Raw genomic sequence first — 15,047 nt, 5'->3', positions numbered from 1 at the left:
GGTGATCGTCGAGGTCAGCGACGCCTACCTGGTGGCGACCATGCGGGTTCGCGAGGAACTGGTGGGCCGGGAGATCTTCGCGGCCTTCCCGGACAATCCCGCGGACGCCACGTCGGGCGGCCCGGCGCGGCTCCGGGCCTCGCTGGAACGGGCGCGAGGCCCTCGGCGTGATGCAGCGCGACACCGCCGGCCTGCGCGACATCGTGATGCGGCTGCTCGACGTGGCCGGGCTGCGCTCGGGGCACATCGAGCTGCGGCGGGCACCGGCCGACCTGAGCGACCTGGTCTGCGAGACGGCCGGTGGACGGGACGGCATCCTGGTCGACGCCACCGGGCCGGTCGTCGTCGACGGCGACCGCGACCGCCTGTGTGAAGTGCTGACCGAGCTGCTCGACAACGCGGTGACCTGGGCCGCGGCCGCGACCACGGTCGGCGTGCGGTTGAGCGCCGAGGCCGGGGCGGCGATCGTGGACGTCACCAACGTGGGCGACGGGATCGCCGCGGACGAGCGGGAACGGCTGTTCGAGCTCTTCTTCCGCGGGGAAGCGGCCCGGCATCGAGGGGTGCCCGGTAACGGGCTCGGTCTGGCCGTGGCCCGGGCGATCATCGGGCAGCACGGGGGGACGCTGACGGTGAGCGAGGCCGGGGCGACGACCACGACGTTCACCGTGCGGTTGCCGCTCGCCGCCTGATCGGTGCCGGAGCGCTCAGCGGCGGCTCATCGACAAGGGAGACTCCGGCCGGCGTGGGGCGATGATCGCCGCTTGAGGTGAACCCGGGTCGAGGGTGCACGCTGTGGCGATGACAGTGACCGAGGAGGCACGGCAGGCGCTCGACCGGCACCGGACCGTGGAGATCACCACGATCGGCCGGCGCAGCGGACAACCACGACGGATCGAGACGTGGCGTTACCGGGCCGGCGGGCGGTACTGGCTGACCGGCAGCCCCGGCACCCGCGACTGGTACGCCAACCTCACCGCCCATCCCGGGTTCACGCTCCACGTCGAAGGGCACGACCTGCCCGTACGGGCGCGGGTTGTCACCGACCCGGACGAACGGGCCTGGGTCTTCGGCGAGATCGTGCCCGGCCTGGACTGGGCGGGCAACCTGGAGAGCTGGATCGACGGCAGCCCGCTGGTCGAGATCGAACTGCCCTGACCCTGTCAGGCCGGGACGGTCGCCGCGCGGCGGACGGTGACGGCCGCCGCGATCACCGGGAGCATGCAGACGGCCTGCGCGGCGGTGTACCAGATCGGACAGACACCGGGGATCAGGTCGACGCCGACGATCGCCACCGGCAGGATCGCCGACAGAGTGCGGACCCGGTCGAGCCGGCCGCGGGCGGTCAGCACGTAGAGCAGGATCGCGGCGGCGGGGAGGAGCAGACCGCGTACCCACATGAAGGTGTTGATCGTGTGGCCGGTGCTCGCCATCGCGATGACAGCGCCGAGGGCGAAGGTGCTCAGAGCGGCGAATTCCTGGAAGTACTGCTTCAGTTTCTCCATGCCGGCAACGCTACGGAGACGGCGGGCCGGTCGGAATCCGTCCAGGCGCCCGCCCGGGTGGGGCCAGACCCACCGTCCACGCCCGGGCCGGTCCGGATCGTGGCGCAGGGACCGAAGACCAGGAAGGGAACCGCTACCTGCGCGACGGGGGCGCCTCCCCCGCGGGGAGAGGCCATTCATGACCGTGGCGTATCAATGGCGCGGGTTCGGCATTTCCGTGGTGCGGGCCGCGGGCTTAGCGTCGGTGCCATGAGGATCCTGCTCGTCGGGGGCACCGGCACGCTCGGTGCGGCCCTGCACAAAGAACTGGCCGGCCGGGGCCACGAGGTGCTCACCGTCGCCCGGAACGGGGGAGACCTGCGCTACGACGTGACCGACCCGGCCCAGGTCGGCGCGATGTACGCGCAGGCCGGCCGTCTCGGTGCCGTGGTCAGCGCGGCCGGCCACGTGCCGTACAAACCGGTGATCGAGATGACCACTCAGGACTACCTGGACGGCTTCCGCGGGAAGGCGCTCAGTCAGATCGAGCTGGTCCGGCAGGGGATCCCGCACGTCGCCGAGCGTGGCTCGTTCACCCTGATCACGGGCATACTGGCCCGGGAACCGATCGTCACCGGCAGCGCCGCCTCGATGGCGAACGGCGCGGTGGAGGCGTTCGCACGGGCGGCGGCCGTCGAGATCGCCCCGCAGCGGGTCAACGTGGTCAGCCCGGCCGTGTTCACGGAGAGTCTCACGGCGTACGCGCCATTCTTTCCCGGCATGGAACCGGTCGACCTGAGCCGGGTCGCGCAGGCCTATGTCCGCTCGGTCGAGGGTGCGCAGACCGGGCAGATCTACACCCTGTGAAGGCCCCGCCGGGGCCGGCACTTCTCAGCCCTGAGCGGCCTCGGCCTGGATCCGGGGGAACTGCGCGTTCATCGCCTCGGCGAGTGCCTGCGCGGCCGACAACGGGCGCACCATCACCGTGAACTCGTCGATCAGGCCGTTCTCGTCGAGGTGAAGGAAGTCGCAGCCGGTGAGGGCCTTGCCGCCGACGGTCGCCTCGAAGACCAGCGCGTGGTCGCGCTCGCCGGCGGCGGAAAGTTCCTTCACGTAGCGGAAGTCCTCGAAGACCCGCAGGACTGCTCGCAGGATCGCGGCGGTGACCGCCTTCCCCGGGTACGGCTTGAACGCCACTGGGCTGGTGAACACCACGTTCTCGGCGAGCAGGGCCTCGATCGCGGCACTGTCCCGGGCCTCGACCGCCTCACGGAACGCTTTCACGTGCGACTCCTCCTACAACGACGACAGGGTGACGACTTCAGAGCGGCGACGGCGCGACGACTCCAGGGTGCCGGCTTCAGGGCGGCGACTTCAGGGCGGCGACTTCAGAGCGGCGACAGCGCGACGACTCCGGGGTGCCGGCTTCAGGGCGACGACAGGGTGACGACGATGCCGATGCCGGCCGGGCGCCTCAGACGCAGGAGACGGACGAAGAAACCGCCGATCCGCGCCGTGACATACCGGCTCTCCAGCAGGCGGCGGGCATTCTCGGTCTCCGACTCCGGCAGCAGCACCGCGGTGCCGCGGACCGTCTGCGCGCCCGGCGTGACCTTCCCCCGCAGGTCACACGCGGTGACCTCGACCTGCGGGTTGTTACGGATCCGCTTGACCTTCCCCGCGTCGGCCGCCGACACGGTGGTCACCGTGTCGCCGTCGGCGACGTGCCAGACCGCGGTCGGCACCGGCGTCCCGTTCTTGCGGAACGTAGTCAGGCTGATCTGCTTGCTGGCGGCGATCTCCGCGGGGACGGTCATGACGCTGATCCTATGGTGGTGCCGTGACTGACCGGGACCGGCCGACCCGGAGTTCTTCCCGTCGGGCGTGAACCAGGCGTAGCCGGGCGAGGGACGGGTATTGGACCGGTGTCGCCCGCCGTCACGAGGAGTGCCCGTCATGATCCCGAACCTGATCCGCCGCTTCGTCATCATGGCGATCGCCGTGCCGCTGGCGGCAGCCGGTGCCCGCAAGCTCGGCGACGTCCTGGAGGCCCGGCGCGGCAAGAACCGGACCAGCAACCTGCTGCGGCAGGGCGCCGACACGCTGCAGGGTTTCGGCCGCCAGAAGAAGCAGCAGCGCCGCTTCTCCCTGAGCCGCTGACCACGGTACCGCCGGCGACGCCGGTCACGGACAATGCCGGCGGCGACGCCCGCCGCTGACAGTGCCGGCGACGCCGGTCGCTGAGCGACCAGGTGCCGCCACGTGGACCGGAACCGGAGCGGCGCGAAGTGGTACACGCATTCCCGCGGCGCATACCGCCGGTGGCGCGGTTCGAGTCCCCGGTCCCGAACCTGACGGGCCCGCGCGTGACAGTTGGTCACCCCGCGTTTTTCCGGTACCAATGTCGCGTGCCGGAATTGCTGCCCGAGCCGCCCGCGCGGCGCCCCGACCTCGACGACGACTTCACCGGCTCGCGCCTGCGTGACGACCTGTGGATCGATCATTACCTGCCGCACTGGACCACCGCGGACCGGTCGCGGGCACGTTACGACTTCGACGACGCCGGGCTGCGGCTGCGCATCGACGAGGATCAGCTCGACTGGCGCCCGGAGGACGCCCCGCTGCGCGTCTCGAACGTGCAGACCGGCAACCACCAGGGCACCCACCGGCACCGCCCGGACGGCTTGGTGGTGCGCACCCCGTCACCCACGCGACTGCTCTGGGCGCCGTCCGCGGGCCGCGTCGACATCACCGTGACCGCCAGCACCGACGCCGGCTGCATGCTGGCCGCGTGGACGGTCGGCACCGAGCACCTCGACCCGCGGGAGAGCGGCGAGATCTGCGTCTTCGAGATCGACGCCGGTTCGGCCGTGGCCCGCTGCGGGGTCAAGGCGCACCACGACGACCGGTTGAGCACCGACATGTCCGAGGTCCCGGTCCCGGCCGGGCGCCACACGTGGACGGCGATCTGGGGTCCGGAGGGCACCGTCATCGGCTGTGCGGGTGTGGTGGTGAAACGGTCCGCGCAGGCGCCGCTCTACCCGCAGTTCCTGCTGGTCGACCTGTTCGAGATCGGTCCTCGTTCCGGGTCTTATCCCAAGACCGCACACCTTCATCGCGTACGCGGGTGGGATCTCACGCCGTGACGATGTTGCCGTCGCTCTCCTTGACCGCGGTCTCGGTGAGCGACTTCGTGGCGGGCCCCCGGTCGGTGCGCCGGTGGTGATGTCGAATGTGCTCCGGTGGCAGTTGCACGTGATCGCCTTGTCGGCCACCTCGGCGACTTTGCAGCCCTGGTGTGTGCAGACGTTGGAGAACGCCTTGTAGGTCCCCGACTCGGGCTGCGTCACCACGTACGTGTCGGTGATGACCCCACCGCCGACCGGCACATCGGCCGCCTTGGTGATGACCGTCCCGCCGGCGCCGGGGGCGGGGGCCGTCGTGGCCGAGCTTCCCGCACCGGAACTGGAGCTGGAGTCGCTGTCGGAGTCCCCGCAGGCCGCCAGCAGCATCCCGGTGCCGGCCACCCCGGCCATCCCGATCACCGCGCGCCGATCCACACCGCTCATCGTTCTCGCTTCCCCGTGACCTGGATGTCCCGCGCGTCACTGTACCGAGGTCGGGACGGCGGTCAGGCGATTTCCATCGCGTCGAGCGAGGCGATGGTGCCCTGCACCCGGCCGTGGTGGCCGCAGTTCGCGCAGGTGTGCTCGGCGGCGGAGCTGCGCCAGCAGTTGAGTTCGCCGCAGCCGCCACACCGGACGAAGTTGTCCGCGCCGCAGCCCGGGCACCCGGGGTAGCCGCTCGCCGTCCGGAACTCGCCGGACATCGCGATCCGCCCGGGGATCGCACCGCCCTCCGGCAGCGGGTCCGTGGCGACCTCGGTCAGTTCCCACGCCGTGCCGCGGCGGCGGAAGGTGGCGACCCGGGTCTCTCGGCCGGTCTCGCAGTGAAAGTTGAGCCACGCGTTCTCTGCCATCGATGACCTCCTGGCCGCGAGCGTATGGCTACCGGTCAATCGACTGTCGTCATCGAGGTCCGTCGCCGGGCGACGTGTCGAAGCCGGCCGGGTCGAACTCGTCGAAGACCAGCAGCGTGCGGGTGTTGACGACGCCCGGCATGCCCTGGATCTCGTCGAGCACCAGGCGCCGCAGGTCGGTGTTGTCCTTCGCGCGGACCAGCATGATGACGTCGAACTCGCCGCCGACCAGCGCGATGTGCACCACCCCGGGCAGCGTGCGCAGCCGTTCGCCGACCTCGCGCCACTCGGCCTGGTGCAGGTTCACCGTCACGTAGGCCGAGGTGCCCATCCCGGCCGCGGCGTGGTCGATCTGCGCGCGGAAACCCTTGATGACGTTGGTCTCGCGCAGGCGCTGCACCCGGGCGTACGCGTTGGCACGCGAGATGTGCAGGGACTCCGAGAGCTGCCGGATCGACATGCGGCCATCCCGGGTGAGCTCGGCGAGGATGCGGCGATCGATGTCGTCGAGCTCACTGACCACCTGTCTGCCACCCCTCGCCTGAACGTTCACTTGGTTGGACGGTTGGCACCGTCACGGCGTACGCGGAACGCATTTTTCTCGATCTGTCTCAGATTATGGAACAACTGTGGTCCAGGGCACAGCATTACCGCATGACGCCTGACTCCCGTCGGCTGTTGCCGTCCGATGCCCCCGTCACCATGATCAACCCGCAGGGAGAAGCGCTCGGCGAGGTGCCCGGCGACGCGGCGCTGCTGCGTTCGCTCGGGCTGCTGATCACCGCCCGCCGACTCAACGACCAGGCGTATGCGCTGGTCCGGCAGGGGCGGCTGGCCGTCTACCCGTCGTCGCACGGGCAGGAGGCCTGCCAGGTCGCGGCCGCACAGGTGCTCGACGCCGGCGACTGGCTGTTCCCGACCTACCGCGACACGATCGCCGCGGCGGTCAAGGGCGTCGACCCGGTGGAGGCGCTGAGCCTGCTCAAGGGCGACTGGCACTGCGGCTACGACCCCTACGAGCACCACGTCGCCCCGCACACCACGCCCCTGGCGACGCAGCTGCCGCACGCGGTCGGTGTCGCGCACGCGGCCCGGCTGCGCGGCGAGCCGACGGTGGTGATGGCGATGTGCGGCGACGGTGGCACCAGCGAGGGAGACTTTCACGAGGCGATGAACTTCGCCGCCGTGTTCCAGGCGCCGGTGGTCTTCTTCATCCAGAACAACGAGTACGCGATCAGCGTTCCGCTCGCCCGGCAGACCCACGCGCCGTCCCTCGCGCACAAAGGAATCGGCTACGGCATTCCCGGGGAACGCGTCGACGGCAACGACATGGCCGCCCTGCTCAGCGTGCTCGGTGCCGCCGTCGCCCGGGCCCGCGCGGGGGAGGGGCCGCAGCTCGTCGAGGCGCACACCTACCGCATGCAGGCGCACACCAACGCCGACGACGCCACCCGTTACCGCGACGAGGGCGAGGTGCAGGCGTGGGTGGAGCGTGACCCGATCACGCGGCTGCGCACCTACCTCACCGGTCGCGGCGTGCTGACTCCCGCCGCCGAGAAGGAATTCTCCGCCGAGGCCGAGCGCGCCGCCACGCATCTGCGCGACGGCCTCAACCAGGACGTCACCCCCAACCCCGAAGACCTTTTCGCGTACGTCTTCTCGACACCCACCCCGCAGCTGCGCGCGCAGTCGGCGCTGGTGGCGGACGAGCTGAGCCGGGAGGTAACGGCGTGACCACCGTGACGCACGACAAGCTGTCGATGGCGCAGGCGCTGAACCATGCGCTGCGCGACGCGATGACCGAGGACCCCACGGTGGTGATGTTCGGGGAGGACGTCGGCCCGCTCGGCGGCGTCTTCCGGATCACCGACGGGCTGACCGCCGAGTTCGGGGAGAACCGCTGCTTCGACACTCCGCTGGCCGAGTCCGGCATCGTCGGGCTGGCGGTCGGGATGGCCATGAACGGCATGCGCCCGGTCGTCGAGATGCAGTTCGACGCGTTCGCGTACCCGGCGTTCGAGCAGATCGTCAGCCACGTCGCGAAGATGCACAACCGCACCCGCGGCCGGGTCCGGCTGCCGATGGTCATCCGCGTGCCGTACGCCGGTGGCATCGGCGGCGTCGAGCACCACTGCGACTCCTCCGAGGCGTACTACGCGCACACCCCCGGCCTGCAGGTCGTCGCCCCGGCCACCCCCGGTGACGCGTACGCGCTGCTCAGAGCGGCGATCGAGGCACCCGACCCGGTCGTCTTCCTGGAACCGAAGAAGCTCTACTGGAGCAAGGAGGAGATCGAGTTCCCGGTACGGGCGCCGGGCATCGGCACCGCCGTGATCCGCCGCCCCGGCACCGACGCGACGCTGATCGCCTACGGGCCCAGCGTCCCCGTGGCCCTGGAAGCGGCCGAGGTCGCCGCCCAGGAGGGCCGCAGCCTGCAGGTCGTCGACCTGCGCTCGATCGTCCCGTTCGACGACGAGACCGTCTGCGCCGCGGTTCGTGCCACCGGCCGCGCCGTGGTCGTCACCGAGTCGGCCGGCTTCGCCGGGGTCGCCGCGGAGATCGCCGCGCGGGTCACCGAGCGGTGTTTCAGCAGCTTGGCCGCGCCGGTACACCGGGTGACCGGGTTCGACATCCCGTACCCGCCGCCGAAACTCGAACACCTCCAGCTGCCCGGCGTGGACCGGGTGCTCGACGCCGTCGACGACCTCCAGTGGGAGCAGTGATGATCTTTCGCCTGCCGGACCTCGGCGAGGGGCTGACCGAGGCCGAGATCGTGCGGTGGCTGGTCGCCGAGGGGGACGTGGTCGCGGTGGACCAGAGCATCGCCGAGGTGGAGACGGCCAAGTCGATGGTGGAGGTGCCGTCGCCGTACGCGGGAAGGGTTTCCGTTCTGCACGCGAAGGCCGGTGAGACCCTCGCCGTCGGGGAGCCGCTGATCACCGTGGAGGACGTCGCCGCCGAGACCTACCGCGAGGAGGAGAAGGCCGGATCGGGCAGCGTCCTGGTCGGTTACGGCACCTCGACCGCGGTGTCGTCGCGGCGGCACCGCAAGCCGCGGGTGCCGGTGCGTCCGGCCCCGCACGTGCGCCCGGCGCAGGTCGTGTCGCCGCTGGTCCGCAACCTCGCCCGGAGCAACGGCGTCGACCTGGGCAAGGTCGAGCCGACCGGGCGCGGTGGCGTGATCGTGCGGGCCGACGTCGAGCGCGCGATGGCGGGCACCGGCGCATCCGCGTCCGGGGAACGACGCGTGCCGCTGAACGGTTTCGGGAAGGCCGCCGCGGCGGCACTGACCAGGAGCCGGGCCGAGATCCCCGAGGCGACCGTGTGGGTCGACGTGGACGCCACGAAACTCTGGGAGCTGCGGGAGAGCAACCCGGACGGGCCGGGACTGCTGGCCTACCTCGCGCGGTTCACGGTGGCCGCGCTGCGGGAGTTCCCGGTGCTCAACGCGCGCTTCGACGCCGCCACGCAGGAGATCGTCACCGTCGACGCGGTCAACCTCGGCATCGCCGTACAGGGTGATCGGGGTCTGATGGTGCCCGCGGTGCTCGGCGCGGAGAAGATGACCACCACGACCCTCGGCGACCACATCCGCCGTCTCACGGCGGCCGCCCGCGAGGGGCGCGTCTCCGCCGAGGAGCTGTCGGGGGGAACCTTCACCCTCAACAACTACGGCAGTTTCGGCGTCGACGGCAGCGCTGCGATCATCAACCACCCGCAGGTGGCGATCCTCGGCTTCGGCCGCATCCTGGACCGGCCCTGGGTCGTCGACGGCGAACTGTGCGTTCGTAAGATCACGCAGATGAGCTTCGTCTTCGACCACCGCGTCGGCGACGGCGCCGTGGCCGCCGGTTTCATGCGGCGCGTCGCCGACGCGATCGAGAACCCGGCCTCGGTGATCGCCCGCCTGTGATCCTGATCGACCTCTCCGGCAGCGGCCCGGCGCAGGACGTGGCGCTCGGGCCGCTGCTGCTGCGGCACGGCCTCGGCGACGCCCGCGACATCCTCCGGGTCTACTCGCCGGCGCCGACCGCGGCGTTCAGCCGCCGGGACACGCTGCGCCCCGGCTACGCGCGGGCCGCCGCGGCGGTCCACGACGAAGGTTTTCTTCCGGTCGTCCGGCCGCAGGGCGGCAGCCTCGCCGCGTACGACCGCGGCAGCGTCGTCATCGACCACGTGCACCGCTCGGGCGCCGCGCTCGCCGACCCCGGCCCGCGGTTCCGGCACTTCGCCGGGATGCACGCCGACGTTCTGGCCGGGCTCGGTGTCCCCGCGCGGGTCGGGCCGGTCCCGCGCGAGTACTGCCCCGGCGAGTACAGCCTGCACGCCGGCGGGGCGAAGATCGTCGGATCGGCCCAGCGCGTCACCCGGGACGGCTGGCTGTTCAGCACCGTCATCCAGGTCAGCGGGGCCGCCCGGCTCCGCGCCGTGCTCACCCCGGCCTACCGGGAGCTCGGTTACGACTTCGACCCGTCGACGGCCGGCGCGGCCGAGGACACCACGCCGTCGGTGACCCCCGCGTCGGTCACGGCGGCCGTCCTCACCGCCTACGGCGTCACCGGCCCGCCGATGATCCTGCCGAGCCCGGAGGAGTGACGATCCCGCGGTGCCTGCCGATCCGCGGGGCGACGGCCTCCGGGTCGCTCGGGAGGCGCCTCCGGACGGGTCGCGGACGGCCCGGCGGTCAGCCCTTGAGCAGTGGCAGCAGCAGTTCGAGCACCCGTTCCAACTCGGAGTGGCCACCGGAGCAGTCGTCGGCGGTGTAGGTCCAGGACGGGGTGGCCAGCCGGTACCGGAACCCGTCGGCACAGATCGCCGAGCCCGCCGACGGGGACGCCGTCGCCAGGTTCGGCGCGCTCAGCACCTGCTGCAACGCGGCGACGACAGCCGGGTCGGCCGCGACCGGCGGCCCGCCGACCCCCTTGTGCGACACCGTCATCATGCCGTCGGCGCCGAGGTGCAGCCGGTCGTCGAACCCGGCGAAACCACCGGTGCGCGAGAAGTCCAGCGGGAACATCGCGGCCGCCGGGGTCGCGGCGTCACCGCTGACCCGCGGGGTGGAACCACCCGGGGCGCCGGTCTGGTCGGCGCAGCCCGCGATGACGGCCACGAGCAGGAGCACCGGAAGAAAGCTTCGAGTCATGGAGTTCTGACGTACCCGCCGTGCGACCGGTTCCCACGTTCGGGTCGCTCCGAGGGTGGAATGTGCCGCCGTGTCCGCGTTGCCGGTCGCGGACACGGCGGGTCGAGGTGTAGCGAACGGGGTGATATGGCTAGACTCTCGCCGTTCCGCCTCGCCTCCTCTCTGGGCGAGATAGTTTGAGTGCGCGGGCGAGGAGATCAGTGAGCCGAACGTAACTTCATAGTGACTGATCGTTTTGGCAATTGCCAGCGGCGATTGACGATTGGCATTGCCAGCGGCAATTGCCACGTGGCACATTGGCAGGTAGCTGTTTACGACACGGTTCTTGCTGATCCCCGGAGGTCCCGATCATCCCCAGCCACCCTGGGCCGTTGGTCCGCCGCCGGCAACTCGGGTCCGCGTTGCGGCAATACCGCATCGACGCGGATCTCAGCGTGAAGGACGTGGCCGGTCGGCTCCTCTGCTCCCCGTCGAAGATCAGTCGCATGGAATCGGCGCAGCGCAACATCTCGGCGCGCGACGTCCGCGATCTCATCGACATCTATCGCATCACTGATCCCGACGTCCGGGCGCATCTCATGCAACTCGCGGAGGAGAGCCGCGAGACCGCGTGGTGGGCGCCCTACAACCTCGGTCCCGCCTACGAGAGGCTCATAGGCCTCGAGGGGTCGGCGACCGTCATCTACGACTATCAGATGGGAGCCGTTCCGGGCCTACTGCAGATACCCGAATACACCGCCGCGGTGGTCGGCGAATGGAACAGCGACCCGGACGCCGTCCGGAAAGCGGTCGAGGTTCGCCAGGCGCGGCAGAAATTCATCAGCGAAAACACCAAATTAGAGTTCGTGGTCGACGAGTCCGTGTTCCGCCGATCGGTGGGAGGGCCGGAGACCATGCGTGCCCAGATCCGTAAACTCGTCGACCTGAGTGAAGGATCTACCATCGAACTCCAGGTCGTACCCTTTTCCTCCGGTGCACACCAGGGGATGGTCACTGGGTTCAACATTCTGCGATTTGCCAGCTCACAACCGCTCGATCAGGCAGCCGGAATGTCCGACGTGGTGTACCTCGAGGGTGTCGTCGAGCCGGCTTATCTGGAGCAGGCCGACGAGGTGGACGGCTACCTGACGGCTTTCTTCGGTCTGCAGAGGAAAGCGCTGACGAAGCAGGAGACCATCTCCTTCATGAGGGCGGTCCTCCGGGATCTGTGAACTGGTCGGGCGTTGTCGGATGCCGGCCATCACATCCCAGGAGAAGAACATATGTTCGCCGATCTGCCGTGGCGCACGTCCTCTTTCTGCAACAACTCGTCGTGCGTCGAGGTCGCCGTGACCTCCGACTTCGTGGCGGTGCGGGACTCGAAGAATCCGCAGCACCCGCCCATGGTGTACACCAATGACGAATGGCGGCAGTTCATCGCCGGGGCGAAGAACGGCGAATTCGACATCTGACCGGGCCGGTCGGCACGGGCCGGCGCGGTGTCCCCTGGAGGAACGCGCCGGTCCGAAGCTTCCGCCGGGCACCGCACCGAGGTGCCCCTGGACGGCGAGTGCGAGGTCGCCCGGGTTCTCGTCCCCGCGCCCTAACCGGGAATCAGGTCCGGCTCCGGTGCCGTCCCGGCGTCCAGTTCAGCCGCGGGCACGATCCGGTTGAGCGGCTCGTTGTCCACCCGCACCCGGTACCGCGCGGGCGGCCCGGTCAGCTCCCACTCGGCGCCGATCACCGTGGCCGCCTGCCCGTCGACCCGCACCCGGATGCCCGGCGCGAGCGCCCCGAACGGCTCCACCAGGACCGCGTCCAGAATGTGCCGGACCCCCTCCAGGGAGCCGCGCAGGCTGGTCGAGCGCAGCTCCCGCCCGAGCGCGCCGGCCGCGTCCCGCACGCGCCGGTCCGGGTCGGACTCCCCGGCCGTCAGGGCCGTCTCCACGCGCGCCCACAACTGCCATCGGCCCTGGTCGAGCAGTTGACGGGCGGCCCGGTCGAGCGCGGCGCAGGCGATGTCGACGGCGGCCTCCTCACCCAGCTCGGCGGCCCACGTCAGCTCGTCGGGCGGGGGCAGCAGCGCCGGGGACTCGTGCGCGAGCACCGCGTACAGCATCGCGATGATCGTTTCCCGGCCCTCGCCCGCGTAGAGCGGGCCGGCCGCGGTGATCGCGCGCAGCGGCGGGAACCGCCGGACCAGGTGCTCGGCCCGGCCCAGCGGCAGTCCGGCGGCGAGCCGGGTGTCGTTGACCCGGGCGTGGAACGTCCGGCCGGCGCGGGCCTCGGACATCCAGGCGCGGTGCTCGTCGGCACCGGCCGGGCTCTCCGCCGGCGGCCGGCCCGATGGCGTCTGGGCGGCATGCAGCCGCGCCGCGACCGAATATGCCACTCCGAGCTCGGCGGCCAGTGCCCGGATCGCACGTTTGCGGGCCCGGTCGGGCACGGGTCGTCGGTTTCGCGTTGCGGTCATGGGCTTCCTCCCGGGCATATCGTATGCCGCCGGGGTTGTAAGGTGGTGGTGCAGCGCGCCTGCACGAGCGTTGTGCGGTTCCCCACGCGGACCGCGCGTCAACGCCAAGAGGCCCCGACTCAGCGCATGTGACACCTGTCCGTTTCCGCACGTCTGCGTGCGTGGTGTTGGGCGGGGCGCGTGGGGCTTCGCCGTGAGGACGTGTGTCGTGTTCGAGCGGTTCACCGACCGGGCTCGCCGGGTTGTCGTCCTGGCCCAGGAAGAGGCCCGGATGCTCAACCACAACTACATCGGTACGGAACATGTCCTGCTGGGTCTGATCCACGAGGGCGAAGGTGTCGCCGCGAAGGCTCTGGAGAGCCTCGGCGTCTCCCTCGAGGGGGTCCGGCAGCAGGTCGAGGAGATCATCGGCCAGGGTCAGCAGGCGCCGAGCGGGCACATCCCGTTCACCCCGCGGGCGAAGAAGGTGCTGGAGCTCTCCCTGCGGGAGGCGCTGCAGCTGGGCCACAACTACATCGGCACCGAGCACATCCTGCTCGGCCTGATCCGTGAGGGCGAGGGCGTCGCCGCCCAGGTCCTGGTGAAGCTCGGCGCCGACCTGGGCCGGGTCCGCCAGCAGGTCATCCAGCTGGTCGCCGGCCACACCGAGGCCCCGGCCTCGGCCAGTGGCGGTGCGGCCACCGGCGAGGCGGCCGGCGCGACCAATTCGGCCCTGCTCGACCAGTTCGGGCGCAACCTCACGCAGGACGCGCGGGACGGCAAGCTCGACCCGGTCATCGGCCGGGAGAAGGAGATCGAGCAGGTCATGCAGGGCCTGTCGCGGCGCCGGAAGAACAATCCGGTGCTGATCGGCGAGCCCGGCGTCGGCAAGACCGCCGCGGTCGAGGGCCTCGCCCAGGCGATCGTCAAGGGCGACGTGCCCGAGACGCTCAAGGAGAAGCAGCTCTACACCATGGACATGGGCTCGATGGTGGCCGGCTCGCGCTACCGCGGTGACTTCGAGGAGCGCCTGAAGAAGGTGCTCAAGGAGATCCGCACGCGCGGCGACATCATCCTGTTCATCGACGAGATCCACACCCTGGTCGGCGCCGGTGCCGCCGAGGGCGCGATCGACGCCGCCTCGATCCTCAAGCCGATGCTGGCCCGGGGTGAGCTGCAGATGATCGGCGCCACCACCCTGGACGAGTACCGGAAGTTCGTCGAGAAGGACAAGGCCCTCGAGCGCCGGCTGCTGCCGATCCAGGTCGGCGAGCCGTCCCTCGCGCACTCGATCGAGATCCTCAAGGGCCTGCGGGACTCCTACGAGGCGCACCACCGGGTCACCTACACCGACTCGGCCCTGGTCGCCGCGGCCACGCTGGCCGACCGGTACATCTCGGACCGCTTCCTGCCGGACAAGGCGATCGACCTGATCGACGAGGCCGGCGCGCGGATGCGCATCCGCCGGATGAGCACCCCGCCGGACCTGCGTGAGCTCGACGAGAAGATCGCCCAGGTGCGCCGGGACAAGGAGTCGGTGATCGACTCGCAGGACTTCGAGCGCGCCGCGCAACTGCGGGACGACGAGAAGAAGCTGCTCGACCAGCGCTCGCAGCGGGAGAAGGAGTGGAAGGCGGGTGACCTCGACGTCGTCTCCGAGATCGACGACGAGCAGATCGCCGAGGTCCTCGGCCTCTGGACCGGTATCCCGGTCTACAAGCTGACCGAGGAGGAGACGACCCGCCTGCTGCGCATGGAGGACGAGCTGCACAAGCGCGTCATCGGCCAGGAGGATGCGGTCAAGGCGGTCTCCAAGGCGATCCGGCGTACGCGGGCCGGTCTGAAGGACCCGAAGCGCCCGTCCGGCTCGTTCATCTTCGCCGGCCCCTCGGGTGTCGGTAAGACCGAGCTGTCCAAGGCCCTGGCCGAGTTCCTCTTCGGCTCCGAGGACGCGCTGATCCAGCTGGACATGTCGGAGTTCCACGACCGGTACACGGTGTCCCGGCTCGT

At 70.6% G+C, this 15,047-nt stretch carries 20 protein-coding genes and 1 pseudogene; 13 read left to right on the top strand and 8 right to left on the bottom strand.

What is annotated here, in order from left to right:
- The first annotated feature begins 170 nt into the window (after positions 1-170).
- A complete protein-coding gene (locus ACH442_RS28995; RefSeq protein WP_396341269.1) occupies positions 171-692 on the top strand; it encodes a sensor histidine kinase in 522 nt (173 codons plus the stop codon).
- Between the two features lie 109 nt (positions 693-801).
- Entirely contained in the window at positions 802-1,158 is a 357-nt protein-coding gene (locus ACH442_RS28990) for a nitroreductase family deazaflavin-dependent oxidoreductase (RefSeq protein ID WP_396341268.1), read from the top strand.
- A gap of 5 nt (positions 1,159-1,163) precedes the next feature.
- On the opposite strand, the gene ACH442_RS28985 is transcribed toward ACH442_RS28990, so the two are convergent.
- On the bottom strand, positions 1,164-1,505 hold the full coding sequence (locus tag ACH442_RS28985; protein WP_396341267.1) for a hypothetical protein: 342 nt from the start codon (positions 1,503-1,505) through the stop codon (positions 1,164-1,166).
- 249 nt (positions 1,506-1,754) lie between these two features.
- Between ACH442_RS28985 and ACH442_RS28980 the strand changes: the two genes are divergently transcribed.
- Entirely contained in the window at positions 1,755-2,351 is a 597-nt protein-coding gene (locus ACH442_RS28980) for a short chain dehydrogenase (RefSeq protein WP_396341266.1), read from the top strand.
- 24 nt (positions 2,352-2,375) lie between these two features.
- Here the strand turns inward: ACH442_RS28980 and ACH442_RS28975 are convergent, their stop codons facing one another.
- Both ACH442_RS28975 and ACH442_RS28970 read right to left on the bottom strand, forming a co-directional pair.
- Positions 2,376-2,768: a nuclear transport factor 2 family protein gene (locus ACH442_RS28975; protein WP_396341265.1), complete on the bottom strand. Its 393-nt coding sequence runs from the start codon at positions 2,766-2,768 to the stop codon at positions 2,376-2,378.
- A 143-nt stretch (positions 2,769-2,911) separates the two neighbouring features.
- Positions 2,912-3,301, bottom strand: a complete 390-nt coding sequence (locus ACH442_RS28970; protein WP_396341264.1) for a PPOX class F420-dependent oxidoreductase — start codon at positions 3,299-3,301, stop codon at positions 2,912-2,914.
- Positions 3,302-3,440: 139 nt separating this feature from the next.
- Between ACH442_RS28970 and ACH442_RS28965 the strand changes: the two genes are divergently transcribed.
- Together ACH442_RS28965 and ACH442_RS28960 are read left to right on the top strand one after the other, a co-directional pair.
- Complete coding sequence (locus ACH442_RS28965) at positions 3,441-3,644, top strand: hypothetical protein (protein WP_396341263.1); 204 nt, start codon at positions 3,441-3,443, stop codon at positions 3,642-3,644.
- Between the two features lie 248 nt (positions 3,645-3,892).
- On the top strand, positions 3,893-4,630 hold the full coding sequence (locus tag ACH442_RS28960) for a hypothetical protein (RefSeq protein ID WP_396341262.1): 738 nt from the start codon (positions 3,893-3,895) through the stop codon (positions 4,628-4,630).
- A gap of 102 nt (positions 4,631-4,732) precedes the next feature.
- On the opposite strand, the pseudogene ACH442_RS28955 reads toward ACH442_RS28960, so the two are convergent.
- A pseudogene (locus ACH442_RS28955) lies at positions 4,733-4,834 on the bottom strand (Rieske 2Fe-2S domain-containing protein); the annotation flags it as partial.
- 16 nt (positions 4,835-4,850) lie between these two features.
- Between ACH442_RS28955 and ACH442_RS28950 the strand changes: the two are divergent.
- Positions 4,851-5,072 carry a hypothetical protein gene (locus ACH442_RS28950; protein ID WP_396341261.1) on the top strand — a complete coding sequence of 74 codons (222 nt, stop codon included), beginning with the start codon at positions 4,851-4,853 and terminating at the stop codon, positions 5,070-5,072.
- A 43-nt stretch (positions 5,073-5,115) separates the two neighbouring features.
- Here the strand turns inward: ACH442_RS28950 and ACH442_RS28945 are convergent, their stop codons facing one another.
- Together ACH442_RS28945 and ACH442_RS28940 are read right to left on the bottom strand one after the other, a co-directional pair.
- Positions 5,116-5,463 (bottom strand): hypothetical protein, encoded by a 348-nt coding sequence (locus ACH442_RS28945; RefSeq protein ID WP_396341260.1) that lies wholly within the window; start codon positions 5,461-5,463, stop codon positions 5,116-5,118.
- Positions 5,464-5,512: 49 nt separating this feature from the next.
- A complete protein-coding gene (locus ACH442_RS28940; protein WP_396341259.1) occupies positions 5,513-5,986 on the bottom strand; it encodes an Lrp/AsnC family transcriptional regulator in 474 nt (157 codons plus the stop codon).
- A 131-nt stretch (positions 5,987-6,117) separates the two neighbouring features.
- Between ACH442_RS28940 and ACH442_RS28935 the strand changes: the two genes are divergently transcribed.
- Genes ACH442_RS28935 through ACH442_RS28920 form a run of 4 tightly spaced genes read left to right on the top strand, consistent with a single transcriptional unit; the run spans position 6,118 to position 10,059 of the window.
- On the top strand, positions 6,118-7,197 hold the full coding sequence (locus ACH442_RS28935) for a thiamine pyrophosphate-dependent enzyme (RefSeq protein WP_396341258.1): 1,080 nt from the start codon (positions 6,118-6,120) through the stop codon (positions 7,195-7,197).
- A gap of 26 nt (positions 7,198-7,223) precedes the next feature.
- The gene (locus ACH442_RS28930; RefSeq protein WP_396341425.1) at positions 7,224-8,186 is read left to right on the top strand and encodes an alpha-ketoacid dehydrogenase subunit beta; all 963 of its coding nucleotides are present in this window, start codon (positions 7,224-7,226) and stop codon (positions 8,184-8,186) included.
- On the top strand, positions 8,186-9,376 hold the full coding sequence (locus tag ACH442_RS28925; protein ID WP_396341257.1) for a dihydrolipoamide acetyltransferase family protein: 1,191 nt from the start codon (positions 8,186-8,188) through the stop codon (positions 9,374-9,376). The genes ACH442_RS28930 and ACH442_RS28925 overlap by 1 nt, the downstream gene beginning before the upstream one ends.
- Complete coding sequence (locus ACH442_RS28920) at positions 9,373-10,059, top strand: biotin/lipoate A/B protein ligase family protein (RefSeq protein ID WP_396341256.1); 687 nt, start codon at positions 9,373-9,375, stop codon at positions 10,057-10,059. Before ACH442_RS28925 ends, ACH442_RS28920 begins: the two co-directional genes overlap by 4 nt.
- A gap of 88 nt (positions 10,060-10,147) precedes the next feature.
- Here the strand turns inward: ACH442_RS28920 and ACH442_RS28915 are convergent, their stop codons facing one another.
- Entirely contained in the window at positions 10,148-10,585 is a 438-nt protein-coding gene (locus tag ACH442_RS28915; protein WP_396341255.1) for a hypothetical protein, read from the bottom strand.
- Positions 10,586-10,977: 392 nt separating this feature from the next.
- On the opposite strand from ACH442_RS28915, the gene ACH442_RS28910 reads away from it, so the two are divergent.
- Both ACH442_RS28910 and ACH442_RS28905 read left to right on the top strand, forming a co-directional pair.
- The gene (locus ACH442_RS28910; RefSeq protein WP_396341254.1) at positions 10,978-11,817 is read left to right on the top strand and encodes a helix-turn-helix domain-containing protein; all 840 of its coding nucleotides are present in this window, start codon (positions 10,978-10,980) and stop codon (positions 11,815-11,817) included.
- A gap of 51 nt (positions 11,818-11,868) precedes the next feature.
- The gene (locus tag ACH442_RS28905) at positions 11,869-12,057 is read left to right on the top strand and encodes a DUF397 domain-containing protein (RefSeq protein WP_396341253.1); all 189 of its coding nucleotides are present in this window, start codon (positions 11,869-11,871) and stop codon (positions 12,055-12,057) included.
- A gap of 131 nt (positions 12,058-12,188) precedes the next feature.
- Here the strand turns inward: ACH442_RS28905 and ACH442_RS28900 are convergent, their stop codons facing one another.
- The gene (locus ACH442_RS28900) at positions 12,189-13,058 is read right to left on the bottom strand and encodes a hypothetical protein (RefSeq protein ID WP_396341252.1); all 870 of its coding nucleotides are present in this window, start codon (positions 13,056-13,058) and stop codon (positions 12,189-12,191) included.
- Positions 13,059-13,266: 208 nt separating this feature from the next.
- On the opposite strand from ACH442_RS28900, the gene ACH442_RS28895 reads away from it, so the two are divergent.
- Positions 13,267-15,047, top strand: a 1,781-nt coding sequence (locus tag ACH442_RS28895) for an ATP-dependent Clp protease ATP-binding subunit (RefSeq protein WP_396341251.1), incomplete at its 3' end; no start/stop codon positions are given.

This window comes from Actinoplanes sp. NPDC020271 (assembly GCF_044388125.1).
In the GTDB taxonomy this organism is placed as follows: domain Bacteria; phylum Actinomycetota; class Actinomycetes; order Mycobacteriales; family Micromonosporaceae; genus Actinoplanes.
Note: the sequence above shows the minus strand (reverse complement) of the source record. Positions and strands in the feature narration are given on the sequence as shown.